At 48.4% G+C, this 23,805-nt stretch carries 24 protein-coding genes; 11 read left to right on the top strand and 13 right to left on the bottom strand.

Features of this window, described 5'->3' with window-relative positions; genetic code table 11:
* Positions 1-189 precede the first annotated feature (189 nt).
* Complete coding sequence (locus BACSA_RS02675) at positions 190-1,035, top strand: hypothetical protein (RefSeq protein ID WP_041583853.1); 846 nt, start codon at positions 190-192, stop codon at positions 1,033-1,035.
* A 52-nt stretch (positions 1,036-1,087) separates the two neighbouring features.
* On the opposite strand, the gene BACSA_RS02680 is transcribed toward BACSA_RS02675, so the two are convergent.
* The 8 genes from BACSA_RS02680 to BACSA_RS02715 all read right to left on the bottom strand — a co-directional run bounded on the left by BACSA_RS02680 (position 1,088) and on the right by BACSA_RS02715 (position 9,440).
* Positions 1,088-2,194 (bottom strand): site-specific integrase, encoded by a 1,107-nt coding sequence (locus tag BACSA_RS02680; protein WP_013616583.1) that lies wholly within the window; start codon positions 2,192-2,194, stop codon positions 1,088-1,090.
* A gap of 92 nt (positions 2,195-2,286) precedes the next feature.
* Positions 2,287-3,198 (bottom strand): helix-turn-helix domain-containing protein, encoded by a 912-nt coding sequence (locus tag BACSA_RS02685; protein WP_013616584.1) that lies wholly within the window; start codon positions 3,196-3,198, stop codon positions 2,287-2,289.
* Between the two features lie 267 nt (positions 3,199-3,465).
* Positions 3,466-4,842, bottom strand: a complete 1,377-nt coding sequence (gene mnmE / locus BACSA_RS02690) for a tRNA uridine-5-carboxymethylaminomethyl(34) synthesis GTPase MnmE (protein WP_013616585.1) — start codon at positions 4,840-4,842, stop codon at positions 3,466-3,468.
* Positions 4,839-5,345 (bottom strand): GAF domain-containing protein, encoded by a 507-nt coding sequence (locus BACSA_RS02695; RefSeq protein WP_013616586.1) that lies wholly within the window; start codon positions 5,343-5,345, stop codon positions 4,839-4,841. Before BACSA_RS02695 ends, mnmE begins: the two co-directional genes overlap by 4 nt.
* Before the next feature lie 20 nt (positions 5,346-5,365).
* Entirely contained in the window at positions 5,366-6,250 is an 885-nt protein-coding gene (locus BACSA_RS02700) for a nucleoside phosphorylase (RefSeq protein WP_013616587.1), read from the bottom strand.
* A 215-nt stretch (positions 6,251-6,465) separates the two neighbouring features.
* Complete coding sequence (floA, locus tag BACSA_RS02705; protein WP_013616588.1) at positions 6,466-7,470, bottom strand: flotillin-like protein FloA; 1,005 nt, start codon at positions 7,468-7,470, stop codon at positions 6,466-6,468.
* A gap of 30 nt (positions 7,471-7,500) precedes the next feature.
* A complete protein-coding gene (locus BACSA_RS02710; protein WP_013616589.1) occupies positions 7,501-7,971 on the bottom strand; it encodes an NfeD family protein in 471 nt (156 codons plus the stop codon).
* Between the two features lie 41 nt (positions 7,972-8,012).
* Positions 8,013-9,440 (bottom strand): tetratricopeptide repeat protein, encoded by a 1,428-nt coding sequence (locus BACSA_RS02715; protein ID WP_013616590.1) that lies wholly within the window; start codon positions 9,438-9,440, stop codon positions 8,013-8,015.
* 403 nt (positions 9,441-9,843) lie between these two features.
* Here BACSA_RS02715 and BACSA_RS02720 point away from each other — a divergent pair, with 403 nt between their 5' ends.
* A complete protein-coding gene (locus tag BACSA_RS02720) occupies positions 9,844-10,611 on the top strand; it encodes an ATP-binding protein (protein ID WP_013616591.1) in 768 nt (255 codons plus the stop codon).
* A 129-nt stretch (positions 10,612-10,740) separates the two neighbouring features.
* The gene (locus BACSA_RS02725; RefSeq protein ID WP_013616592.1) at positions 10,741-11,115 is read left to right on the top strand and encodes a DMT family protein; all 375 of its coding nucleotides are present in this window, start codon (positions 10,741-10,743) and stop codon (positions 11,113-11,115) included.
* A gap of 145 nt (positions 11,116-11,260) precedes the next feature.
* On the opposite strand, the gene BACSA_RS02730 is transcribed toward BACSA_RS02725, so the two are convergent.
* Positions 11,261-12,148 carry a DUF4858 domain-containing protein gene (locus BACSA_RS02730; RefSeq protein ID WP_144005173.1) on the bottom strand — a complete coding sequence of 296 codons (888 nt, stop codon included), beginning with the start codon at positions 12,146-12,148 and terminating at the stop codon, positions 11,261-11,263.
* A 376-nt stretch (positions 12,149-12,524) separates the two neighbouring features.
* On the opposite strand from BACSA_RS02730, the gene BACSA_RS02735 reads away from it, so the two are divergent.
* The gene (locus tag BACSA_RS02735; protein WP_013616594.1) at positions 12,525-13,181 is read left to right on the top strand and encodes a chloramphenicol acetyltransferase; all 657 of its coding nucleotides are present in this window, start codon (positions 12,525-12,527) and stop codon (positions 13,179-13,181) included.
* Here BACSA_RS02735 and BACSA_RS20050 read toward each other — a convergent pair.
* Together BACSA_RS20050 and BACSA_RS02740 are read right to left on the bottom strand one after the other, a co-directional pair.
* Complete coding sequence (locus BACSA_RS20050) at positions 13,178-13,279, bottom strand: smalltalk protein (RefSeq protein WP_169311433.1); 102 nt, start codon at positions 13,277-13,279, stop codon at positions 13,178-13,180. The two genes, BACSA_RS02735 and BACSA_RS20050, sit on opposite strands and share 4 nt — an antisense overlap.
* Before the next feature lie 317 nt (positions 13,280-13,596).
* Entirely contained in the window at positions 13,597-14,085 is a 489-nt protein-coding gene (locus BACSA_RS02740; protein ID WP_013616595.1) for an HU family DNA-binding protein, read from the bottom strand.
* Between the two features lie 693 nt (positions 14,086-14,778).
* On the opposite strand from BACSA_RS02740, the gene BACSA_RS02745 reads away from it, so the two are divergent.
* A complete protein-coding gene (locus BACSA_RS02745) occupies positions 14,779-17,046 on the top strand; it encodes a hypothetical protein (protein ID WP_013616596.1) in 2,268 nt (755 codons plus the stop codon).
* A 418-nt stretch (positions 17,047-17,464) separates the two neighbouring features.
* Here the strand turns inward: BACSA_RS02745 and BACSA_RS02750 are convergent, their stop codons facing one another.
* The gene (locus BACSA_RS02750) at positions 17,465-17,650 is read right to left on the bottom strand and encodes a hypothetical protein (RefSeq protein ID WP_013616597.1); all 186 of its coding nucleotides are present in this window, start codon (positions 17,648-17,650) and stop codon (positions 17,465-17,467) included.
* Between the two features lie 92 nt (positions 17,651-17,742).
* Between BACSA_RS02750 and BACSA_RS02755 the strand changes: the two genes are divergently transcribed.
* Positions 17,743-18,483, top strand: coding sequence for a hypothetical protein (locus BACSA_RS02755; protein ID WP_013616598.1), 741 nt, complete (start codon positions 17,743-17,745; stop codon positions 18,481-18,483).
* Between the two features lie 248 nt (positions 18,484-18,731).
* Here the strand turns inward: BACSA_RS02755 and BACSA_RS02760 are convergent, their stop codons facing one another.
* Positions 18,732-18,977: a hypothetical protein gene (locus BACSA_RS02760; protein ID WP_013616600.1), complete on the bottom strand. Its 246-nt coding sequence runs from the start codon at positions 18,975-18,977 to the stop codon at positions 18,732-18,734.
* A gap of 342 nt (positions 18,978-19,319) precedes the next feature.
* Here BACSA_RS02760 and BACSA_RS02765 point away from each other — a divergent pair, with 342 nt between their 5' ends.
* The 5 genes from BACSA_RS02765 (at position 19,320) to BACSA_RS02785 (ending at position 23,785) form a co-directional block, all read left to right on the top strand.
* Positions 19,320-19,607: a hypothetical protein gene (locus tag BACSA_RS02765; protein ID WP_013616601.1), complete on the top strand. Its 288-nt coding sequence runs from the start codon at positions 19,320-19,322 to the stop codon at positions 19,605-19,607.
* 118 nt (positions 19,608-19,725) lie between these two features.
* Positions 19,726-20,475: a phage antirepressor Ant gene (locus BACSA_RS02770; RefSeq protein WP_013616602.1), complete on the top strand. Its 750-nt coding sequence runs from the start codon at positions 19,726-19,728 to the stop codon at positions 20,473-20,475.
* Between the two features lie 94 nt (positions 20,476-20,569).
* A complete protein-coding gene (locus tag BACSA_RS02775; protein WP_013616603.1) occupies positions 20,570-20,887 on the top strand; it encodes a hypothetical protein in 318 nt (105 codons plus the stop codon).
* 113 nt (positions 20,888-21,000) lie between these two features.
* Positions 21,001-23,400 (top strand): BT4734/BF3469 family protein, encoded by a 2,400-nt coding sequence (locus tag BACSA_RS02780; protein ID WP_013616604.1) that lies wholly within the window; start codon positions 21,001-21,003, stop codon positions 23,398-23,400.
* Complete coding sequence (locus BACSA_RS02785) at positions 23,363-23,785, top strand: DUF5675 family protein (protein WP_013616605.1); 423 nt, start codon at positions 23,363-23,365, stop codon at positions 23,783-23,785. The genes BACSA_RS02780 and BACSA_RS02785 overlap by 38 nt, the downstream gene beginning before the upstream one ends.
* Positions 23,786-23,805 lie beyond the last annotated feature (20 nt).

Consider the following 23,805-nt stretch of genomic DNA (forward strand, 5'->3'; position numbering starts at 1 on the left):
ATCCAAGAAAGTGGCAGCATTTGTCCTCGATATGTAGCTTTTTTCCTAGTTAAGAGTTTAATAACTATGAATTAAATTCGGCTTTATTATGTAATCTATTATTTTGAATTTAATCTTTTAGAAAATAATAAGATTGTAGTAGCTATCAATATTAAATGTGTATATTTGCTTGTAAATCAATTTTGTAATATGCATATAGTCTATAAAAGTAAACCTATGCCGATTCATATTGATAAATATGAGCATAATTCTTTTGAATATGATAAATGGATCATATCAGATGATTACAGGGAATTAAAATTTGGTTATGAATATCGTATTATAGTTTCTACAAAAGAAACTATCAAAGATTATAATGACTTAACATATGATTCAATTTTGACATCAGCTTTTGTGGAAAAGCTAACGATGTTGCTTAAATATGTCTTAGGAATATCTTTAAATTCCCCTCATAATCAGATATTTCACAAAAGGATTAGAGCTGTAGACTTTAGAGAGATACCTAAAGGTTGGGATGCTAATATTGATGAAATTGATACATATTTAATGGAAACGCTTCCTTCATTTGCACGGGCTGTTCCTATTCCTACTAATGGAAATATGAAAACCTCTATTTTGGATGAATTACATATTGCTCTTAATAATTATGATTCTTTAGATGAAGAAATTAAAGATTTAATAGCAGTGCATAATAGTGCTGTTGAATCCGACGAAAGAGCGTGTTATCTAATTATGGGGAAACTAATTGACATGATTAATTGGTTATATCCATTAAAGCATAGACTTGATAGACGAATTAAAGAAACTTTTCCTGAGCTAATTCCTTTCTTTGGAGATACAACAATAAAAGATTTAATGGGAATTGCTAATTCAAGAAAAGAAACAAGGCATTATAATGCGTCACCTCAATCATCTCATCCTGCATTAACAAATCAAGAGGCTGAATTATATTTTCAGCTTATAGATATTTTAGCTTTAAATATTGTTCGAATAAGACTTGGTTTACCTAAAATTACTGTGGAAGATGAGAAATAATAAATGAATAGGGAACTCTGAGAAATCAGAATTCCCCATTGATAATATAGAATTACTTCAACGAAATCTTATTAGCCGTCTCTCGCTTCTTGGAGTTAACCAAATCAGCATAGATTTGAGTGGTGGTGACATTCTTGTGTGTCAGCATCTTCGATACTGTGTAAATGTCTGTGCCTAAAGAGATTTGGATGACGGCGTATGAATGACGAAAGCAGTGGAAGGTTATGTGCTTTCTGATTCCGGCTTCGGCGATCCATTGTTTCAAGGGATGATGGGTCATGGAGCGAGTTAAGCCTTTGAAGACTTTTCCGGAGCCCCATTCGCCACACAACTCCAGTGCTTCCTGACTGATGGGGAGGGTAGCTTCTGTTTCCGTCTTTTCGGTGCAGATACGGATGTAATAGCCTTGGTCTGGCCCAACCTCAAAGTCTCGCCAGTCCAGCTTCAGAATATCACTGATACGGAGACCGGTCATGCAAGCAAATAGGGAGGCTTGTTTCAAGACTGGAATTTTGCATGGCGTAGCTGCCAGTTTCTTGACTTCATCAAGTGTCAGATACTCTTTCTTGACCTCTTTCCATTCTATCTTTTCCAGAAAGTCGTTCAAGTTCTCACGCAGCATCTTCTCTTTATAGGCTATTTTCAATAAGGCACGGAACGTCGAATAATAACCGGCTGCCGAATTGCGTGAGATATAAGCATTGGGATGATTGATCTGTTTGCATTTGAGCAGGTAATCTTTGAACTTCTCGCACAGTTCCACAGTGACATCACCAAAGGTGCATTTGCCGCCGACAAATTTCTCAAAGTGGTTGTAAACACAATCCCATTTCTCATACTTCTCCCGTGCCTTTGTCCGGAAGTAGGCGAGGAAATCTACCTTTTGCTTGTTCTTGTCCAAGAACCCGAATTCTTCATTGATAAGCGATTGGACACGGATACAGCGGATTGCCTCTGCCTTGTTCAGCATATCCTGATTGAACATTCTTTGCTGCTCGTTCTTGGGTTTGGCATAGATGTAGATGCCGAGGAATTCCCGGCGACTCATCTTCATCGTGTAAGGATTGCGGATGGCCGGATAATAATCCAGATAAAGAGATATACGGTCGTTACGCAATGGCTTTTGTCTCAAAGTTACGTTGGTGCATGTAAGTGTCATAGCTATATTGTTTCTTGATTAATACTTGTTTTTGTTGCAAATAAAATAGGTGTTATAATGGTGGTATTTATCACCGGAAAATAACTTTTGCTTCATTCTATCTTTGGAGGCTCAAAGAACTTGTCCAACTCTGCCCGCAGGATCTTGGTATATTTACCGACCTTGATACGGGGGATATTATGGTATTTCACATAATGGTAGAGTTGGTCCCGTGTCAGATTGAATCGCTCCATCGCTTCGGCAATAGTGTAGTATTTTGGTCCTTCGGGAGCTATGAGACCTTTGGCAATGTCCACATGCTTCTTGGAGTAGTACACCATGATGCCGACTTTCTTTTTGGGAATGGCATTCTTTGATACAAAAGAATAAATTGCTGTTAGTGTCATACCGAACTTCTCTTGCATATCTTGCGTGCTGTACCATTCCTTGATTTCAGGATCGGGAGCTTTCTTTGCAAAGTAGTCATCAATATGCTTTTTGCTCCAATAGGTTTTCCCACGATTAAAGGTTCGTGGAATATTATGTTCCTTAGCGATGTGAAATATCCAGGAATCTTTGACACCGAATTTCTCTTTAATCTCATTTGTGGTATAGAAGTCTATGATAGGAAGAGTGTCTTTAGGTTGTCGTTTCTTGTATGGGTTTCTTTTAAGCATCTCTTCTATATCGCTCTGCCGAACAAATGAAAGCCTACTGCTCAACTTGTAAGCAACAAGATGTCCAGTATAAATCATTTTATAAACAGCTTGCAGTGAAAGCCCCAACAAAGTAGCAGCCTGAGCGATCGACAAATATTCCTTGTCTTTAATATCTATCAAAGGCTTTTCACTCTTAACGATTTGAATCCTTTGCTCTTCCTGCTGAATCCGTTTTGCTCGTATGGCTTGTTTATAAGCCAAATTCGCACACCTGTGTGAGCAGTATTTCGTAGTTACTTTTTGTGCTACGAATTCTTGGCCACACCACTCACAAATCTTTTTAATTCTAATGTTGCTCTTTGCCATTTTACTTGAATTTTTAGGGTTTATTTCTCCTTGATTTCTCCAGTTTTATTCCCCCATCTTAAACTATATTCAACCATATTCAACTTTCTCCACGACCTTGCCAACGAAAATCCTCAGATTTCGTGGTGAGGTACACAGGAGGTACAAAAAATGGCGTAAAAAGGCTTAGCAACGATTATCAACGATACTTGGCAACAAAAAAGGCGCCCCGTAAAGAGCGCCATATTAATCGATTATAATCAATTTAACTATTTGATAATCAGATACTTACTTGCCGATGCAAAAGTGCTCAAAAATAGAGCCAAGCACTTCATCTGTCGTTACATCTCCTACAATATCGCTCAGATGAAAGATGCATTCGCGCAAGTCTTGCGAGATGAAATCGCCGGAGAGGTTTGTGGACAATCCTTCTTGCACGCGCCGGATAGCCGCAAGGGCATGGATGAGGGCTTCATAGTGGCGGGCATTCGTTACGATGACATCGCCGGTCTGGATGTCTGGAAGAGCGGCAAGTTCCACCAGCTTTTCTTGCAGGGCGATGATGTTTTGTCCTTTCTTGGCGGATATCTCAATGACTGTTCCTTGTGGAGAGAGGAAGGTGGGAGTGTCCGCTAAGTCACATTTGTTAAGGGCTACGATGACTTGTTTGCCTTCAAGGCGACCGGCCACTTGCCGGTAGAATGCTTGAAAGGCTGATTCTCCTTGTGATTTGTCACATACGAGAATTACGATTTGTGCCCGGTCAATGGCTTGGAAGCTGCGCTCAATGCCTAATGCTTCTATCGTGTCTTGGGTCTGGCGGATGCCGGCAGTATCGATGAAACGGAAAGTGATTCCGTTTAAGCTTATCGTATCTTCAATAATGTCGCGCGTGGTGCCGTGGATGTCACTTACTATGGCGCGTTCTTCTTTTACCAAGGCATTAAGCAATGTAGACTTGCCGGCATTGGTCTCGCCTATGATGGCTACAGGAATGCCATTCTTGATTGCGTTGCCCGCATGAAAAGAGTTAGCCAAATGAGAGATGAGCTGTTCTATTTGTGCGGCAAGAGCCTGCAATTCTGTACGGTCGGCAAATTCCAGTTCCTCATGGTCGGAGAAATCCAGCTCCAGCTCCATAAGCGAAGTGAGGTGAAGGAGCTGGTTGCGCAGCTTTGCCAGTTCTCGGCTGAAACCTCCGCGCATCTGATTCATGGCCAGGCGATGGGTAGCTTCAGACGTAGAGGCGATAAGGTCTGCTACTGCCTCCGCCTGGCTCAAATCCATTTTCCCATTCAGGAAGGCGCGCTGGGTATATTCGCCGGGCATTGCCGTACGGCATCCTTGCCCGATGAGCAAATGCATCACTTGCTGGAGGATATACGCCGAGCCATGGCACGAAATTTCGGTGGCATCTTCGCCCGTATAGGAATGGGGGGCACGGAAGACAGAGACCAGCACTTCGTCGATAATTTCTCCTTTGCTGTTTTTGATATGCCCGAAGGCAAGGGTGTAGGGCTTGCGTTCCGTCAGAGGGATGGTTGAGCCTATGGGGGTGAAAATGCGGCCGGTTAATGTCACGGCATCGGGACCGGACACGCGAACGATGCCTATCGCTCCTCCTTGGGCAGTGGCTATGGCACAAATGGTATCTTGTTGGTTCATATGGATGGTTTGCTATGATTATATAAGGTGCCGGCAAGTATCCGGACCGCTTGTTCAAGGTACAGCTTATCGGTTTCATCGAAAGCCGCCGGAAGGTCTGAATCAATGTCGAGCACGCCTTTTACTTCGCCTTGGACAATAAGAGGCACTACGATTTCCGAACGCGAGAGCGAACTGCAGGCAATGTGTCCGGGGAATTGTTCCACGTCGGGCACAACCAATGTCTGCATCCGTTCCCAGGCGGTTCCGCACACGCCCCGTCCTTTCTTGATGCGATAGCACGCCACGCTTCCTTGGAAAGGCCCTAATACGAGTTCATCGTTTTCCGCTAAATAAAATCCTACCCAAAAGAAGCCGAAAGCTTCTTTTAGGGCGGCGCATGTATTGGCGAGTACGCTTATTTCATGTGTTTCACCCTCGATAAGGGGGGCAAACTGGCGGAGAAACGTTTTGTAGCGTTCCGCTTTGTCTGTAATGTGGTCTTGTTTGAATTTAGCTTCCATTGTAATTTAAGGATAAAAAATCAAATCCGTTCAAGCACGACACGGATAAGGTCGTCTATTTGGTTCTTGTAACCCGTATTGGCTTCTTGCTTTACCCGGTTGGCTATGACCATGCATACCGTTGTGGCTTTGTGCCCAAGCAAAAGGGAGAGGCCGGCTATGGCGGAACTTTCCATTTCGTAGTTGGTAATATGCTGTCCTTTGTACTCAAAACTCTCTATTTTCTCGTTCTGGCGGGGGTCGGCAAGAGGGATGCGCAAGCGTCTGCCTTGAGGGCCGAAAAATCCGCCGCATGCCACGGTGATTCCTCTTACCATATCGTTTCTTGCGATGCGTTCCACTAATTCGTGATTGGCATGCACGGCGTATGGAGTGGGGGAGCAGAGGTTTCCTGTCCATCCCAGGTGGTTTAGCAAGGCGCGTTCCAGAGGAAGGTCGCTTACGGCATTCCGCCCCTCGTAAAAGTTGAGCAGCCCATCGAAGCCGATGGAGATTTCCGAGCAGACGAAAGTGCCTGCGGGCGTATAGGGTTGAAGCCCTCCGCACGTGCCGATACGTACCAGTTCCAGTTGGCGCAAGCTGTCTTTCTCTTCACGTGTCCCGAAGTCGATGTTGGCAAGTGCGTCCAGTTCGTTGAGCACGATGTCGATGTTGTCGCATCCGATACCCGTAGAGACCACGGTGATACGCTTGCCTTGGTATGTTCCGGTGATGGTATGAAACTCGCGGCTCTGGATGTCGCACTCTTTCGTGTCGAAGTGCGAAGCGACCAGGTTCACCCGTCCGGGATCGCCCACCAGTATCACCTTGTCGGCAAGCTGTTCGGGACGCACATGAAGATGAAACACCGAACCGTCTTCGTTGATGATGAGTTCGGATGGGGGAAAGTAAGTTTTCGTTTGCATAGTAGTCGTGTTTTTTTACCACAGATTACACAGATTTTTCTTATTAATGAAATAGAACGCAGAGCTTTTATTTTTGAGAAGGGCAAAAAGCACAAAGGCTGGCATTTGGCTCTGCGGCCTTTAGCCTTCTCAAAATTTTTCTTTCGCGTTTTTGCGTCTCTGCGTTCCATTTATCAATTGAAAATCTGTGTAATCTGTGGTGAGAATGTGAGATTCTATTTTCCTATCGGATCGCCTCCCGCGGGATGCTGGTCGGGCTGGGCGATGCTGTTCCGCATGTCGGTATCCGCCTGGATATTCTTCATGCGGTAATAGTCCATGATGCCGAGGTTCCCGCTCCGGAAAGCGTCTGCCATGGCTTTGGGCACTTCGGCTTCTGCCTGAATCACGTTGGCACGGGCCTCTTCCGCCTTGGCTTTCATTTCTTGCTCCAGCGCGACCGCCATGGCACGCCGTTCTTCCGCTTTGGCCTGGGCGATGTTCTTGTCGGCGTTTGCCTGGTCCATTTGGAGGGCAGCCCCGATGTTACGGCCTATATCGATGTCGGCTATATCAATAGAGAGGATTTCAAAAGCGGTACCGGCGTCCAGCCCTTTGCGGAGCACGAGCTTCGAGATAGAGTCGGGGTTTTCCAGTACCGACTTATGATTCTCGGACGAGCCGATGCTCGATACGATGCCTTCGCCTACGCGTGCCAAGACGGTATCTTCGCCTGCGCCTCCCACCAGCTGGCGGATGTTGGCGCGCACCGTTACGCGGGCTTTGGCGATGAGCTGGATGCCGTCTTTTGCCACGGCGGTCACAGGAGGCGTGTCAATCACCTTCGGGTTGACCGACATCTGTACCGCCTCGAACACGTCACGTCCGGCAAGGTCGATGCCCGTTGCCATCTGGAAGGAAAGCTCGATGTTGGCTTTCGATGCCGATACCAGCGCGTGCACCACTTTCTCTACGTGTCCGCCTGCCATGTAGTGGGCTTCCAGTTCATCACGGGTGATGGTGTTCAGTCCTGCCTTGTGGGCTTCTATCATGGCGGGCACGATGACATGGGGAGGCACGTTACGGATGCGCATCAGGAAAAGCTGTACCAATGATACGCGTACGCCTGATACTTTGGCGGAAAGCCAAAGGAAGAAGGGAACGTAATGAAAGAATACCGCCAAAATGATGACAATTCCAATCACGGCAATAATCTGCAAGTAGAGGGGAGGGATAATCATAATCATAGATATTAAAAAGGTGAATAAAAATCAGTTTCCGGCACGTTTTACATAAACCGTATTGTTACCGATACGGGTCACTTCGATGGAAGTGCCTTCATCGATGAACCCGTCGGCGGATTGTACCTCGATGAGATGCCCGTTGATTTCCGCGTTCCCAATCAGCGTGAGGCGCGTGGCAGACGTCCCGCGGTCGCCCACGCGGATGTCAAGCCCTTTCAATGGCTCGGGGCGGAAGTCAAGCTCTTTCTTCAGCGAAAGCCGGTCTACCGTTTTCGAGCGCATTACCCATACGGTGATGCCGATGATGCCTGCCGCGGTACAGCCCAGGGTGATAAAGCCTGCCTGCATGCCCATGCCGCTAAATGCGTAATAAATGGCATAAAGCAGGCTGCACGCCGACGCGATGCCCGCGATGGTAATGCCCGGCACGAGGAACACTTCGATAAGGAAGAGTATCAGTCCTGCCACGATAAGCGCGATGATGATAAGTATTTCCATAAGTGTCGTTTTTTTAGTTGGCAAGGTGACGGGTTCTCTTGTCACCTTATTTTCGTTTTCTCCAGTTCCGTATTCCGTATAGCCGTTTCCAGTTCCGCGATTTCATCCTGCAGCTCTTTCACGCGCCGCTCTTTGTCCAGGATGCCGGGGGCAAGCTGGTCTTTCCCCGCCTGGTTGCTTTCATGATATGCGGTGCGCAGGTTTTCGAGCGAGGCCTGAAGCTCATTCAGGTCTTTTTCCTTTTGGAGGTAAGAGCGGAATTGTTCGCGCGCTTCTTCCGAAACGAAGTCGGAAAGCCGGTGATAGACTGCATTGTCATCCACCACAAAGCGGAAATCGCCGTTCTTCTTCTTTTTCGTATCCTCGGCATACGTCACTTGTGCCAGGCGTTGTCTGGCGTTCCGCACCACATTGCCGCTGGTTTGTGTTTTCCTGATTTCCTTCAGGCTGGCAAGGGCAATGATGTCCTCAGGGTCGGAGGTCTCATAGTCGTACACTTCTTTCGATTCGTTGGGGACGAACACGTAGACGCATACCTTGCCTTCGGGCTGGTAGCGGTCGGACGCGAACCAGCCGAGGCGGTTCACTTCGTCGATGGCATACATATAGTCATTCGCCGGCGAGTTGAACGGCATGCCGATGTTATCGGGGCGCAGGTACGTGTTCTCGTCCGAGTCGTAGCGCGTGATGAAAATGTCGTAGCCCCCCAGGCTTTCTTCGTCCTCTGCGGCATAATAAAGGGTGATGCCGTCCGAATCGAGGAACGGGAAGTTCTGGCTGTACCCGCTCTGGCTTATCCCTTGCAAAGGCTGAGGGTCGCTCCAGCGGTCAATAAGTTTCATGCGTGAATAGAGGTGTGTTTTCCCCTCCTCATCGGTCTGCGGAAAGAGGGTCTTGTCTCCCCATTCATTGGTATAGACGGCGCCTTCTCCGTTATCGGTCATTTCGATGTTTCCCGAAGCTTTGCCCAGCTTGTAAGCGGAAAGGAACGAGGCTTTATCCACGACAAAACTATCGATTACGGTCACCCGTTCCGTCCCGCGCAGCATGCGTGCCGCCATCCTGCACCGCGAGAGCACCCGTTCCGCCTCTTCGGTATCCCGTTTTTTCTTTTCCAGCCACATGATGTGCTCTTCCAGGTTCTCTACCGCATCGTCAAAACGGTATTGGGTGTAGTAAAGCTTGCCTAAATAGAGGTAGGCGTTAATCACTTTCCGGGCTGCGCTTTTCTCAAGATAAGGTTGCGATTCCGCCAGTTCTCCGGTTTCGAAACAACATGCCCCGTACCAGAAGTTGTAATTGGCGTTCGAAGGGGCGCGTTTCACCAGTTTCTCGAATACAGGCTTGGCTTCGGCGAACTTGCCTTCGGTAAACCATTCTTTTGCCTGGTTTAACGTTTGGGCGTATGCCGTCCCTCCGCATGTCAGGGCAAGGAGCAGGGCGGCAAGGATATGTTTTTTCCTCTTCATGTGTCTTTTCGTGTTGTTTTCTCCAAAAGTACAAACTTTCTTTCAAATCTGAAGCATATTTCCCATTTCTTTTTTCAGAGTCGCTAAATTTGATGTACTTTTGTGCCCGGATTTGAACACAGAGGCGCAGAGGCACGGAGATTTTATTTGCGGTTTTACCATTTTCGAGGTACTATTTCATATCAAAATAGTAAATGGTACATTTAAAAATATTTGAATATCCGCAAACATCCCATGTAGGGGCGTATCGCATACGCCCTGAAGACACCCACGTGGATTAGTTGACGTATTCGGGCGTATGCGATACGCCCCTACATGGCAATTGGGTGAAATGCGGATATTCAAAAATAAAATATCCCTCTGTGTCTCCGTGCCTCTGTGTTCACAAAGAATGAAAAAAAACATGGGAAAAGAAGAAAAACTGATACATACCATCAACCGGAGGTTTAATAAAGGAGTGGTGGAATATGGGCTGATAGACGAAGGCGACAAGATACTGGTGGGGCTTTCGGGAGGGAAAGACTCGCTGGCCCTGCTGGAATTGTTGGCAAAGCGTTCGCGCATTTACAAGCCGCGCTTTTCGGTGGTGGCGGCGCATGTCGTAATGTCGAATATCGCGTACGAGTCGGATACGGGCTACCTCCGTACATTCTCCGAGGCGTTGGGCGTGCCGTTCGTAGGCTATGAGGCTTCCTTCGACCCCTCAACCGACACCCGCAAGTCGCCCTGCTTCCTCTGCTCGTGGAACCGGCGGAAAGCATTGTTCACCGTGGCGAAAGAGCAGGGGTGCAACAAGATAGCCCTGGGGCATCATCAGGACGACATACTGGAAACCCTCCTGATGAACATGACGTTCCAGGGCGCCATCAGCACGATGCCCCCGCGCCTGGTGATGCGCAAGTTCGACATGACGATTATCCGTCCGTTATGCCTGGTACACGAAGCAGAGCTGTCGGAGCTGGCACGCATCCGCGGATATCATAAGCAGTTGAAGAATTGTCCTTATGAGAAAGATTCATACCGCACCGATATGAAGGAAGTGTTGCGCACCCTGGAGCGTATGAACCCCGAAGCCCGTTACAGCCTTTGGAACAGCATGACGAATGTTCAAGCGGATTTGCTTCCGGCTTATGCCGAACGCAGAGGCGCAAAGACGCGGAGTAATAATTGAAATCTGAACACAGAGGCACGGAGATACAGAGATATTTTTATTGAATCCGCAAACAGCCAATGTAGTGGCAATCAGGCAAATGCGGATATTAATTGTTAATTATTAATTGTTAATTATTAATTGTTCAAGATGTTTACACAAGGAATTTATTCAGTCATTTTATTGGTTTTCTCCAACATCTTCATGACTTTCGCCTGGTACGGGCATCTGAAGATGCGTGAAGAGTTCAGCTGGTTCGCGGCATTGCCCCTCATCGGGGTCATTGCCTTCAGTTGGGCGGTCGCTTTTTTCGAATATTGCCTTCAGGTGCCAGCCAACCGGCTGGGGTTCCGCGACAACGGCGGCCCCTTTGATATCATGCAGCTCAAGGTCATCCAGGAGGTGATTACGCTCACCGTATTTACCGTGTTCTCGATGATTGCCTTCAAAATGGAGTTGAAATGGAATCATTTCGCCGCCTTCGCCTGCCTCGTGCTGGCGGTCTATTTCGTATTTAAGAAATAAATGAAAATGGAACACAGAGGCACGGAGACACAGAGCTTTTAAATTGACAATGGACAATTGACAATTATTTCCTCATCGGCATCGAAAATATCTCTCTGTGTCTTCGTGCCTCTGTGTTCAAATTTCAATTTTGTTCCGTCAAGGCTCAGTTCCGCTCTTCCCGCATCCGCCGGATTTGCTTCTCCACATCATACGCATTCCCGCGCGACTTGTCTTTGCGGAAAAACTCCTGGCGGCGGATGGAATCTTCTGCCTGGCGCTGGCGGATAAGCTTGTAGAAACGGTCCTCGTCGGGCGCTGGGGCAGCCGGAGCCTTCGGGGCGGGCAGGGTGTCTTGCGCCGCGCCGGGAGATGCCGTGGCGGTATCAGCCGGGGCATAAACGGGAAGAAGGCGGTTGTAAGTGGGAAACTTCAGGCTGTCCTCCCGCGTAGGCAGGTAGTCTTTATAGATTTTCCAGGCGTTGGCATGCTTGCGGTTGTGCTGCAGCATCCGCCCGCGCGGGGTAAGGTTGTTGTAGATGAATCCGAGGAAATCCAATCCTCCGACAACGGCTCCTGCACCTGTAGAGCCTCCGATGCGCCCTGCCGCACGCTCATACATCATCCCCCTTCCGGGGGCAAGGCTCCGCCCGTATTCTTCCGCAGAAACCGCATTGGGGTTGAGCGTCCAGTGCATTTCCCATTTCTCCGGGCGGCCCAGCACCAGCACGTCGTAGACCGGGTCTTCGCCGAAACGGGTCCAGATAGTATAAGGCAGCATCCGCACGTATCCTGTAGGTTTCTTCACTCTTGCCGTGTCCGTAAGGCTCCGCGGAAGGCGCAAGTCTTTCTTGAAATCCATCCAAGGCTTGTCCAGCGTGACGGCTTTCATCTCCTCGCGGGGCGCTTCTTCCGTGCCGCTGAAGTCGAACTGAATCATCCGGACAGCCTCTTCGTTCAGGCGGATATCCTTCTCCTTCCCGTTCTGGGCGTATGCGGGCAAGGCGCCGGACAAGGCAGACAATATGAATAATATACGGCGAAGTAAGCTCATTTCAGGTTCAAATATAGTCATCAGAAATGGATTGCGAAAAATCCGTTAATCCTTTCTATTGAACACAGAGGCACAGAGGCACGGAGAAATAAATATATAGAGAAGTAAAGACCATAGAGCCAGACTTTTACTCTGTGAACTCTGTTCTCTCAAAAAATAAAGCTCTGTGTCTTTGTGTCTCTGTGTTCCATTCCATTTTTCGCAAACCAATTTTGTTTTACTATAAATCATGCTTCATGCGAAAAACGGTGGCAAAAGTAGGCATAAAAAACGGGATTATTAACACGCCAATAGTTAATAATGCCGAAGGTTTTATTACTTTTGCAAGGCAAACGCCCCCGAAAGAGTTACGAATCCTAAAAAAAGAAAACAGAACATGAACACCCGCTTCCATCTGATAGACCGCTCCGCGTGGGAACGGAACGTCTACTTCGACTATTACTATCATCAAATCAAGTGCAAGTATAATCTGAACGCCAACCTCGACATCACGCCTCTCGTGGAATGGCAAAAGGCGCGCGGGCTGCGCTTTTTCCCCGTGATGCTTTACGTCATCATGAAAGCCGTCAACCGGAACAAGGAGTTCCGGATGAGCTTCAACGCCGGCGGAGAGCTGGGATATTGGGAAGAAGTCGTGCCCAGCTACACCTTGTTCCATCCCGAGACCAAGACCTTTACGGATATCTGGAGCGAATACAGCGAGGATTTCGACACGTTCTATCAGACGGTCGTGGCAGACATGGAGCGCTACCGGAATGTAACGGGCGTCATCAAGGCGCGCCCATGCCAGCCAGCCAATTTCTGTCCCGTCTCGTGCCTGCCGTGGCTGAGCTATACGGCCTTTGCGCAGGACACCTATTCCGAGAGCACGCTGCTCTTTCCCCTTATCAAGTTCGGGAAATATTTCGAGGCAGACGGAAGGACGCAAATACCCGTTTCGGTCTTTGTCAGCCATGCCGTAGCCGACGGGTATCATACGTGCAAGCTCATCAACGACATGCAGGAGATTGCGGAGCAGTTGTCCATTGCTTAGATACAAGAAGTCACGCCCAAGGTCGTCCCGATAGCCGTCAGAATCGTAATCAATGTCTGGATAATAATCCCCCAAATGTTTTTCTTGTTGTTTTCCATAGTTTTTTAGTTTTTGAGTTTGTCAGTTTAATTGAACACAGAGACACAGAGACACAGAGGGATATTTTATGAATCAATGTAGGGGCGGGGTTCGCCCGCTCGTATGCGCTTTGTCACGCCGGCATGACAAGCAAATCTGTTTTATTAGTAGAGACGTCACATTGTGGCGTCTCTGAATACATCCACAAAATACATTCATATACAGAACCATACCGCGATCAACCCTGCGGACGGGGAGACGCCACAATGTGACGTCTCTACTAAAATACCTCTAAATAATTCCTCCGTGTCTCCGTGTCTCTGTGTTCAAATATAAATCACACGCCCGGCTCCGATGCGGCAGGCTTGCGTTTCGCCGCTTCGAGGTCCACGGTAGTCTCGCCGCTCTTCTCCGCCTTCAGCGTAGCCGCCTGCGCCAAACGGCTTGCCACGGGGTTGAACTGCGCCTTGCCGATAAGCCCCTCGAAGTCCGTACCGGGTGTGAAAATCACGTTGATGCCCGTGATGTTCGCCGCCGTAAACGCCTCCATCGTTTCCGCGCCCGCCGACGAGAGCGAAATCCAGAAGTCGCCCAGCGCGCCCAGCTGCACCTTGTTGCCGTTCAGGAGCATTTCCACCAGGCACTCGCACATGTCGAGCACCACGCCCTGCACCGTGCCGCGCGAATACACCCCGTTGTGGTCGGCAATGTGTTTCACAAACTTGTCAAAGGTCATCGACTCGCTCATCTGAGCACGCGCGTACGCTTTTTCGCTCGCTTCCTCGTCCAACGGGTTGCGCATCATGTAGACAGAATAGTTAATCATAGTAGTTTAGTTTTAAGTTGGTTAGTTTTAAGTTTTTAAGTTTGTTAGTTTTTACCACAGATTACACCGATTTAATTAATAATTAATAATTAATAATGAATAACGGCGGATGTTCCGTAGCCAATTATTAATTATTATAGTCAATCAGAAATGAATTGCGAAAAACTATAGCCTGTTTTTTTAGTAGAGACGTCACATTGTGGCGTCTCTGAATGCATCCGCAAGACATTCACATACAAAAACATATAGCATCCCTTCGGTTGGGGAGACGCCACAATGTGACGTCTCTACTGCATTCCGTATTTTTCGCAAACCAATTTTGTTCTACTATAATTATTAATTATTAATTGTTAATTATTAATTGTTCATTGCAAAGGTACGCCATCTTCTCCCGTCCGCCAAAAATCGGGCACCGCTAATGTGTAAAAATCTGTTAACAAAAGGAGCTTTTTGTGTTAAATCGAATTCACCTGTTGATTATCAGCCGTTTATGGGTTGCAATCGTCAACTGTATCTTGTCTGCTATCTCCAGACGGACTATCAACTGTCTGTGTCCGCACCACACATAAATCATTGCGCGCCGTGCATATCGATGAAAATTTATTGACAAACGCTTGGATATGTCAAAAAAAATCCCGAATATTGCATGTAAACATAATTTATTAACGTACAAACCTTAAAAGCATCTTAGCCATGAAACGTTTTTTTACCCGTACCGTGCTCTTTACAGCACTTCTTTTCCTTGCCGGATGCGGCGGAGAAGATCCCGTAGTCCCCGAACCCGAGCAGCCTGGCCAGCCGGTGCAACCCGAAAATCCCGATACGCCGCCTCCGTCCGAAGAGGAAGTGTCCGCTTTCGTCCCTATCGATTGGGAGCAGACGGAGCTTCGCGGCTTCGATGCGGGGACCGGCGAAGTGACTTTAACGTTTCAGGGAGGCGGGACGCTGCCCGAGTTCGACGACGGGCATTCGGTGATGGTCATCGAGACCGACACCTCGGCACACATCCGCCGGGTGATGCGGAGCGAGGCAGACGGCGCCACGGTACGCTTGCAGACGGTGCAAGCCAACATGACGGAACTTTTCGCCGACACCGAGTTCGCCGTCTCGCTCACGCCTTCCGCCGCGCGCACCCGCACCCGCACGGGCGGCGTCACGTCTATCGACGAGGCGGGGGTGCTTCATCCCGTGAAGATTGTCGAACTGAACGGCGACGGCACTTACCGGAAGCTCTACGACGCCAAGGGGCAAAGCCGTGTGGACATCGGGGCAGAGAGCCGGATAGACCTCTATAATATAAATTTGAATGGGGTGGTCATCGCTTCGTCTGATGACGGCAATATGGCTCTTTCATGGGAATCCCTCAAGCAGCGTTTCTCGCTAAAGGCAGACGGCTATTTAAAGTTCACCAAGCCTGTCCGCGAAGAAGAAGTCACGGAAGGTCTTAAAGTCAAGCTCAGCGAGCTGGAAGCATGTCGCTTTGTATTCGGGGCGGAGGTGTTGAGCGAGTTGATTTTGCGGGCTGACATGAAAGGCGAGTTCTCGTTCGCGTTGAAGGACCCTGTCGAATTGGCTCAATTCAAACCGCAGGTATACAAATTCATTACCCCTTCGGGCATTCCTGTTTTCTTTACCTTGACAAGCGGTTTGTTCGCCGACTTTACGGCGGAAGGCAGCACGGAAAACACGGCAAGGACAGGAGTCAGTGCCGAGGGAAAATTCAACTTAGGCTTTGAGTACACCGGCAACTGGAAACCCATTCATGAGTTCTTCTACGATTATGACGTATATCCGTTTGAAATATCGGGCAAGGCAGAAGCCGGGCTGAAAGCTTGGGTATACCCCCAATTGCAACTGAAAATGTACGATTTCCTGGGACCGTCAGTCGAACCCAGCCTTTACGTGCGCGATGAGTTCAAGTCGGGTTATTTCGACCAATTCGGAACGGTAGAGCAGGATTACTATACATGGAACGAGAAAATGTTTGCGGGCGTTGACTTGCAAATCGCTTTAGGGCTTGATTTCTTAGGGCTTGAACAAACCCTTACGCTGGTTAACGAGAACATTGTCGACAAACAGTTCTACAATGCGCCCGACGCCATCAAGCTGGTGTATCCCGATACCGGCGCGAACGTGACGGTAGGCGAAGCGGTGCCCGTACGCTTCAATGTCACACGCAAAATGTTGGTAGCCGACCTCCCGCTTGCGCTGCTTCCCGTCAAGTTCGTTTCCGAGAAAGGCACGGTCAGCCAAGACTTCGCCATAACCGGCCCGCTGGGCAACGCCGACGTAGAGTGGACACCCGAAGCCGAAGGAGCCACCCTGACCGCCCAAATCTTCGATGCCGACGGCGAAGTGCTGCTGGAAGAAGTGTTCGCGCCGGAAGTGGAAGCAGCATATGAAAAATGGGTTACGGGTTCGGGAAAGATTGTAGAAGATTTAAACGGAAATGTTGTAGTCGAAGTTTATTGGGAGGATGTGCTTCGGCTTTACAAAAACGGGACCTACCTTTATACGCATAATCCTGACAAAATACCGCTTGAATGGATGCATGACGGGCTCCCCTACAACTCGTTGTCCCATGGGTATTGCACAGGGAAATATTGGTTTCTGGAGAATCCTTCGCGGTTGGTCTTAGAATTGGGGCAGAGTGTTGACTTGTCAACAAGTAACGGCAATCCGATACCCGGGCATATTTTCAGTATAAAATATATATTCGGGAAAAACGGTGCTTATGATATTATTTGGGGAGGAAATGATGATGGAAGCGTCAACAAAGATGTGATGGGAATACACTTTAAAGATGAGCAAGGGCAAACATCTGCTATTGTTTTTACGAAAGCTTCCGATTCAGCTCGAAATATGTCTCGCTCTACGGAAAAACGAATTCCGGTAACGCTACTTACAGTGGACGATGTAGGTAATGTGCTCGAACGTTCCGTTGAATGGCGTTCCCGATGAATTGTATTTTGTGACAGTGTGACAATTGTGACAAATGACAATAACTGAAAATGATTTTCCATCCGCCAAGGAAAAAGTGTGACTAAAATTTATATATATTATATATATAAATATATATAATATATATAATATAAATATATAACTTTTCTCTTCTTTCTTCCGTTTTCTGAAAAACATTATTGTCATTTGTCACAATTGTCACAATTGTCACGCCTTACCCCTGTGATATATGGCCGAACAAAATGAATTGCGAAAAACTATAGCCTGTTTTTTAGTAGAGACGTCACATTGTGGCGTCTCTGAATGCATCCGCAAGACATTCACATACAAAAACATATAGCATCCCTGCGGTTGGGGAGACGCCACAATGTGACGTCTCTACTGCATTCCGTATTTTTCGCAAACCAATTTTGTTCCACTATAAAAACACAAAAACGCATATATATGCATAATTCATTCTATCTGACTGCATGCGCACACGGATATAGCCGCGCCGCGCCGGGCAAACAGGAGCCTTCGCACGGGCGCGCGCGGACTTCTCTATCTGCCCTTGTGTTTTTCTTACAATATTTTTAAAATCCTTGATTGACAACAACTTTTTCATTATAAATTCTTGTTTTTTCGAAATATTTGTTTTATATTTGTAATTATCAACCAAGTAAAACGAACAAACCGTTAACTTTAAAACAACAATATATGAAAAAGCAAATGAAGAACATGCCCGCAATTCAGGAGGATGCCGAAGCAGAGCAGACAGCTCCGAAAGCCGGAGACATATTAAACGAACAAGACGCCTTCCTCCTGAAAAACAGCCGGAACATCATCGAGGGGCTGGGCAGGCACCTGATAGAAGAACGCCGCCTGAAAGAGCAAGCCCTGCAGGAAAGCGACCGCCACAAGCAGCGGGCGGACGACATGGCGGAAGAAGTCAAGCAAGCACATGCGGACGCCAGGCGGAAAGACGAGATAATCAACCGCAAAGACGAGGAAATCAGCCGGATGCGCGCCGAGAGCGAGCGCAAGGACGCTGCCCATGCCGAAGAAATCAGCCGGATGCGTGCCGAAAACCTTGCCATCCGCAAAGCCGCGGTCACCTACCTGCACGAAACTTCCGCCGCCCGTAACGGGAAAAACACCTCCGCACCCCCCGCAATCCCCGAAATACTGAATACTCCCAAAGCCCGCTCCCTGCTCGGGAAACTGAGAGAAGGGCAAATCCTTGACGAACACTGGCAACCCCTCGGGCTCTCGAACGCCGAAAGGGGAATCGTGGCGCAATACATCTCCGGACAGCTGGGCATCGCCGCACAATGGCAGACGTTCGGCTCCTTGTGGAACATGAAGCCCGAAACGCTGCGCCGTGCCGCGGCAAAAGCGCTTGACCAACGGAAAACGCTCGACTTCCAAGAATTGCTGAAAGGCCTGCTGAGGGCGTAAGCATCAATGTGGCAATGTGATAATGTGCCAATGTGAAATGAAGTAATGAGCACATTAGCACATTATTTATTAGCACATTATTTATTAGCACATTGTTTATTAGCACATTGTTAATTAGCACATTGTGTTTGCCCGTCTTATAGATTTGCAAGCCATTTCTTGCCTTTCGGCGTCCTGAACCAAATCAATATGCCGATGCCTATAACGAGGCATATCGAAAATAGAATGATTAAAAAATCCATACTTATCTATCGTTTTAGAATTTTATAACCTATTGCTGCAAACGTATATGTCAATGACACTCCTATTGTTGCCAATATGCCCTGTTGTATCCGGGCCTCATTCACTATAAGTGAAACTCCTCCTACCAAAGCCATTGACGTAAATACGAGCTTAGCCAAGTCAAAGAAAAATTTTCCAAGGTTTTCCCGGCTTAACTTTTCTTTTTCTTTTATTTCTTTTCGTTCCTCCTGTTGCCTTACAAAGTTGCTCATAATGAATACAAAGATATAAAATTTTGCCCGATAAAAAAGATTATTGAGGCAATAAATTTATCGTTCAAAAAATGGTTTAATCATATACTCTTATAAACGCATAAATTCTGAAAAGTACACGGATAAAATGTTAAAAATGCTTGTTGTGTATTCTTTTTGTCCGATTAGAAATGCGGTGGTACGCCTGCCCGTGCCAGCCACGCCGTGCCTGCCACGTGGCAGTTTTTTCCCAATCCATACGCTTACCTTTGCTTCCGTAATCAAGGCGCCCGTGGTTTTTCACCACAGATTACACGGATTCAATTAACAATTAATAATTCATTACAGAGAAAGCAGAAGACCATGAAAGCATTTTTGAAAATCGAGCGTTGCGGCGAGGTGTTCAGCGTGCGCAGCGAGAAGGCGGAACAGGGAACGATAAGCAAACGGGTGGTGACATTGAGCGACTGGTGCGGGCGGTACCCCGACCGCTACGTGGCGGTAATGCTGGGAGCGGTGGCAGAGGCGGACATCCATCCCGAAGACATCATCTACGGCGAACTGCGCTTCCAGACGCACGACCACAACGAGCAGACCTATCAGGACATCACGCTGGTGAACTTCGTCAAGCTGGGAAACGAGGAAAACTGATTTGATTGATAATCGAACACAGAGACACGGAGGCACAGAGGGATATTTTTATTCTTTGTCCTCTCAAAAAATAAAACTCTGTGCCTTTGTGCCTCTGTGTTCAAATTTAAAAAGCATTATGGAAAACATGATATTCAAAAGCAAGGAGTTCGGCGAAATCCGGACAATGACTGACGAACAGGGCGAGCCTTGGTTCTGTTTGGCGGATGTATGCCGGATATTGGAAATAAAGAGGGTAAGTGTTTGTAAATCAAGATTAAAAAGAGACGGTGTCTGTTTGGCAGAGGGGGTCTCAAATACCACCAACCAATACGGTGCAACTACAGGGCAAAAGCTTATGCTTACCTTTATCAATGAGCAAAATCTTTACAAAGTCATCATGCGGTCGGACAAGCCGCAAGCGGAAGGTTTTCAGGATTGGGTATGCGGCGAGGTGCTCCCCGCCATCCGCAAGCACGGGGGCTACATGGCGGTGCGGGCGGACGAGCCGGACGAGGTAATCCTCTCGCGTGCGCTGCTCATCATGCAGAAGGCATTGGAGCGCAGGGACAAGCGGATTGCGGAACTGGAGCCGAGGGCGGCGTATGCGGACGAGGTGATAGACTCGGTGTCGTGCATGACCACCACGCAGGTAGCCAAGGGCTTGGGCATGACCGCCATTGAGCTGAACCGCCGCCTGTGCCGGCTGGGCATCCAGTATTGCCAAAGCGGACAATACCTGCTCTACGCTGGCTATGCCCGGCAGGGGTATGCGCAGAACCGCACGTACATGTACCGCGACGCGGAGGGCGAAACGCATACACGGGCGTACCTGGTGTGGACGGAACGCGGACGGGAATTCATTCATCAATTAATAATTAATAATTAATAATTAACAATGAATAACGCAAGCGTGATAAACGACAAGGAAAAAACGGAACAACTAACTATTAATTATTAACTATTAATTATTCATTAAAACCATGAACATTACATTACAATTAAGTGATACCGCATACCAGCGGCTGGTTTCCACGGGAAGCCGAATCCAAGGGACTATCGGGCTGATTAACCCGATGGAAGGTAATTTTTCGGAACACAAGAAAGGCGTTTCAAAGCCGGGCACACGAAGCATCAAGTTGCGCCACGGAAGGGCTTCGGTGGGCGACACGCAGGTACGCCTGACGCTCCGCATCGGGCTGGACGAAGTGGACGTAATCCCTTCGCAGGTGATTGAGGACGAAAGCAAGGAGGCTTCGGCGTTCATCGAAGGGATGTATGACAATGTTTTCGGATATTAAACAATTAATAATTAACAATTAATAGTTAATAACGGTGGGTGTAAACATACGCCGTTATTGATTATTGATTGTCAATTATTAATTGTTAATTATTAATTATTAACTAAAAACTTATGTTCGGAATATCAAATAACGTCAGATGCCGGGAGGTGCGCGAGTGCACGCCCGAGCTGTTTTGGAAGGCGGTCAGGTCGCCTTTGGTCGCTGATATCTGTGCGCAGATAGCGGACGGACTGGAGAAAGTTCGTCGGGGAGAAATGGTAAAAGAAGATTACGAGACCTTGAAGGCGGGACTGAAGAAAAGGCTTCCGATTTTTACGCCGCATGCCACGTTTAGGAACGGGCGGAGGCTGAATGCGGATGCGGTGCCTTCGGGGCTTTCGATGTACGATATCGACCATTTGCCCAATCCGCGCGAGTATTGGGTGGATAAAAGTCAGGAACTTGCCGTAAAGGATGTGCTTCGGTTTGTAGTGCTGGCGCACATTACGCCCAGTACCGAGGGGCTGCGGTTGTTCTTCATTATCCCCGATGGGATGGACTTGGCAGGTGCGCAAAAGTGGATGTCGGAGCAGCTGGGGGACGCGAATTATGACCAGAGCGTGAAGGACTTGGCACGGTCTTCGTTCGTGGTGCCGGAGGATTATATTATTTATGTGGACGAGGATAGGCTTTTTTCAATTGACAATTGCCCTGCGGAAGACGGGACTGAAACAACCCATGTAGGGGCGTATCGCATACGCCCCGAAAACACCCACGTGGATGAGTTGGCGCATTCGGGCGTATGCGATACGCCCCTACAGGCGAAAAATGATAGTAAAGATAATTGTCAATTGAAATTCAAGGGCATCCCGTATGCCGACATCATCGCCCGTTGGTTTGCGCTTACGGGCGGCGAACCGGTGCAGGGAGAGCGCAACGACAAGTTGCATCGGCTGGCTTCGCACCTGCGGTATATCACGGATAATAACGAAGAAATTCTTTTACAGATTATGCCGAGGTATGGGCTGGGCGAAGAAGAAATGAAGGGGCTGATTCATTCGGCTTGTTCGGCGAAATGGTATTCGATGCCGAAGCTGATGAAAGAGGCATTGGATGGGGCGAAAATGAACACAGAGGCACAGAGCCACGGAGATTCTTTTTCGGAGGACTCAACTAAAAAACTCTGTGCCTCTGCGTCTCTGTGTTCGATTCCTCCCGAATTGCCTTCCCGTCTGCCCAAACTCATTTCCTTGTTGGTCAAGAACACCCCCGACGTGTACAAGCCTGCCGTGGCTCATGCGGTGTTTCCACCGCTCGCAACACACCTGCATAAGGTAAGATTCCGTTACATCGACAATGTGGAGCATGAAGCCACGCTGATGAACGTGCTTATGGCAGGTACGGGTGCCGGAAAAGATTGCATCTCGGAGCCGATAAACCGCATCATGGCGGACATCCGGCGCAGGGACGAAGAAAACTTGCGTAGGGAAAGGGAATGGAAGAACGAGGTGAACTCGAAAGGCTCGAACAAGGACAAGAGGCAGCGTCCCGAGGGGCTTGTGATTCAGGAAATTGATGCGGATATGACCAATCCGGCGTTTGTACTCCGTACCGCCGAGGCGGAGGGGCATTTCCTGTACACGAAACTGAACGAGATAGACCAGTTTGATGCCTTGCGCGGGTCGGGACGGGGAAACCAGCAGTTCCAGATTATGTGCCTGGCTTTCGACCCGGGGAACCGCTACGGGCAGACCCGTGTGGGGACGCAATCCATCACGGAGAAAGTCACGATTCGTTTCAACTGGAATGCCGCTACAACTATCCTGAAAGGGAAACGGTATTTCTCGCGTGTGCTGACGGACGGACCTATCTCGCGCATCAATTTCTGTACGATTCCGGAGCGTGAGATTGGGGCGGACATGCCGGTGTATGGCACGTATGATGCGGCGTTCGATGAAGAGTTGAGACCTTACATCGAGAACCTGAACCGTGCCACGGGGCTGGTGGATTGCCCGCAGGCTTTCCGGCTGGCGGAAAAGATGCGGAAGGAGAATGCCGAGTTCGCCACGCTCTCGCAAAGCCGTGTGTATGAGAACCTTTCGTTCCGCGCCAATGTAATTGCGTATCTCAAGGCTTGTGTGCTTTATGTGGCAAACGGGGAGAAATGGGACAAGACGATAGAGGAGTTCGTGCGCTGGAGTTTCCAGTACGACATGTGGTGCAAGATGGAGTTTTTCGGGGAGGCGATAGAGGAAGCAATGAAAGTAACAAACAGTTCTGATTCGAGGCATGGGCGGCATAACTTATTGGAGTTTTTGCCCGATGAATTTACCTTGCAAGACGCTATCCGGTTACGGCAAAGCGTGGGGATGAATGCCGAGGGAACAAGACCCATGATTAACCAATGGATATGCAGGGGGTATATCACCCGAAACAAAATGACAAATGACAAAATGACAAATGACAATTACAAGAAACTAAAATTCAGAAGCGATGGAATTGACATTAAAGCGAATCGCCAGGCGCGATAACTATACGATAGGCAGGCTGGAGGCGGATGGAGAATACGTGTGTGATACGTTGGAGCCTACGTGGCGCGACATCGGGCGCGGGCGTCCGGGCAGGAAGGTGCCGGGGCGCACAGCCATCCCCGAAGGACGCTACCCCGTGGTTATCACTTACTCGCCCCGCTTCAAGAAATGGCTGCCCCTGCTGCTCCACGTGCCGATGTTCGAGGGCATCCGCATCCATGCGGGGAACACCGCGGAAGATACCGCTGGGTGTATCCTGGTGGGCGAGAACCTGAAGCCGGGCATGGTGCTGAACTCGAACGCCTGGGTGCACCGGCTGAAGCAGAAGATTGTAGCCGCCAAGGAACGGGGCGAGGGGGTGTGGATTTCAATTGACAATGGATAATTGACAAAAGTGCTGATTGA

Source organism: Phocaeicola salanitronis DSM 18170 (assembly GCF_000190575.1).
GTDB classification, from domain to species: domain Bacteria; phylum Bacteroidota; class Bacteroidia; order Bacteroidales; family Bacteroidaceae; genus Phocaeicola; species Phocaeicola salanitronis.

Coding starts and splice junctions, on each gene's coding strand:
- BACSA_RS02675 (WP_041583853.1), top strand. CDS start 190: ATGCATATAGTCTATAAAAGTAAACCTATGCCGATTCATATTGATAAA.
- BACSA_RS02680 (WP_013616583.1), bottom strand. CDS start 2,194: ATGACACTTACATGCACCAACGTAACTTTGAGACAAAAGCCATTGCGT.
- BACSA_RS02685 (WP_013616584.1), bottom strand. CDS start 3,198: ATGGCAAAGAGCAACATTAGAATTAAAAAGATTTGTGAGTGGTGTGGC.
- mnmE (WP_013616585.1), bottom strand. CDS start 4,842: ATGAACCAACAAGATACCATTTGTGCCATAGCCACTGCCCAAGGAGGA.
- BACSA_RS02695 (WP_013616586.1), bottom strand. CDS start 5,345: ATGGAAGCTAAATTCAAACAAGACCACATTACAGACAAAGCGGAACGC.
- BACSA_RS02700 (WP_013616587.1), bottom strand. CDS start 6,250: ATGCAAACGAAAACTTACTTTCCCCCATCCGAACTCATCATCAACGAA.
- floA (WP_013616588.1), bottom strand. CDS start 7,470: ATGATTATCCCTCCCCTCTACTTGCAGATTATTGCCGTGATTGGAATT.
- BACSA_RS02710 (WP_013616589.1), bottom strand. CDS start 7,971: ATGGAAATACTTATCATCATCGCGCTTATCGTGGCAGGACTGATACTC.
- BACSA_RS02715 (WP_013616590.1), bottom strand. CDS start 9,440: ATGAAGAGGAAAAAACATATCCTTGCCGCCCTGCTCCTTGCCCTGACA.
- BACSA_RS02720 (WP_013616591.1), top strand. CDS start 9,844: ATGGGAAAAGAAGAAAAACTGATACATACCATCAACCGGAGGTTTAAT.
- BACSA_RS02725 (WP_013616592.1), top strand. CDS start 10,741: ATGTTTACACAAGGAATTTATTCAGTCATTTTATTGGTTTTCTCCAAC.
- BACSA_RS02730 (WP_144005173.1), bottom strand. CDS start 12,148: ATGAGCTTACTTCGCCGTATATTATTCATATTGTCTGCCTTGTCCGGC.
- BACSA_RS02735 (WP_013616594.1), top strand. CDS start 12,525: ATGAACACCCGCTTCCATCTGATAGACCGCTCCGCGTGGGAACGGAAC.
- BACSA_RS20050 (WP_169311433.1), bottom strand. CDS start 13,279: ATGGAAAACAACAAGAAAAACATTTGGGGGATTATTATCCAGACATTG.
- BACSA_RS02740 (WP_013616595.1), bottom strand. CDS start 14,085: ATGATTAACTATTCTGTCTACATGATGCGCAACCCGTTGGACGAGGAA.
- BACSA_RS02745 (WP_013616596.1), top strand. CDS start 14,779: ATGAAACGTTTTTTTACCCGTACCGTGCTCTTTACAGCACTTCTTTTC.
- BACSA_RS02750 (WP_013616597.1), bottom strand. CDS start 17,650: ATGAAAAAGTTGTTGTCAATCAAGGATTTTAAAAATATTGTAAGAAAA.
- BACSA_RS02755 (WP_013616598.1), top strand. CDS start 17,743: ATGAAAAAGCAAATGAAGAACATGCCCGCAATTCAGGAGGATGCCGAA.
- BACSA_RS02760 (WP_013616600.1), bottom strand. CDS start 18,977: ATGAGCAACTTTGTAAGGCAACAGGAGGAACGAAAAGAAATAAAAGAA.
- BACSA_RS02765 (WP_013616601.1), top strand. CDS start 19,320: ATGAAAGCATTTTTGAAAATCGAGCGTTGCGGCGAGGTGTTCAGCGTG.
- BACSA_RS02770 (WP_013616602.1), top strand. CDS start 19,726: ATGGAAAACATGATATTCAAAAGCAAGGAGTTCGGCGAAATCCGGACA.
- BACSA_RS02775 (WP_013616603.1), top strand. CDS start 20,570: ATGAACATTACATTACAATTAAGTGATACCGCATACCAGCGGCTGGTT.
- BACSA_RS02780 (WP_013616604.1), top strand. CDS start 21,001: ATGTTCGGAATATCAAATAACGTCAGATGCCGGGAGGTGCGCGAGTGC.
- BACSA_RS02785 (WP_013616605.1), top strand. CDS start 23,363: ATGGAATTGACATTAAAGCGAATCGCCAGGCGCGATAACTATACGATA.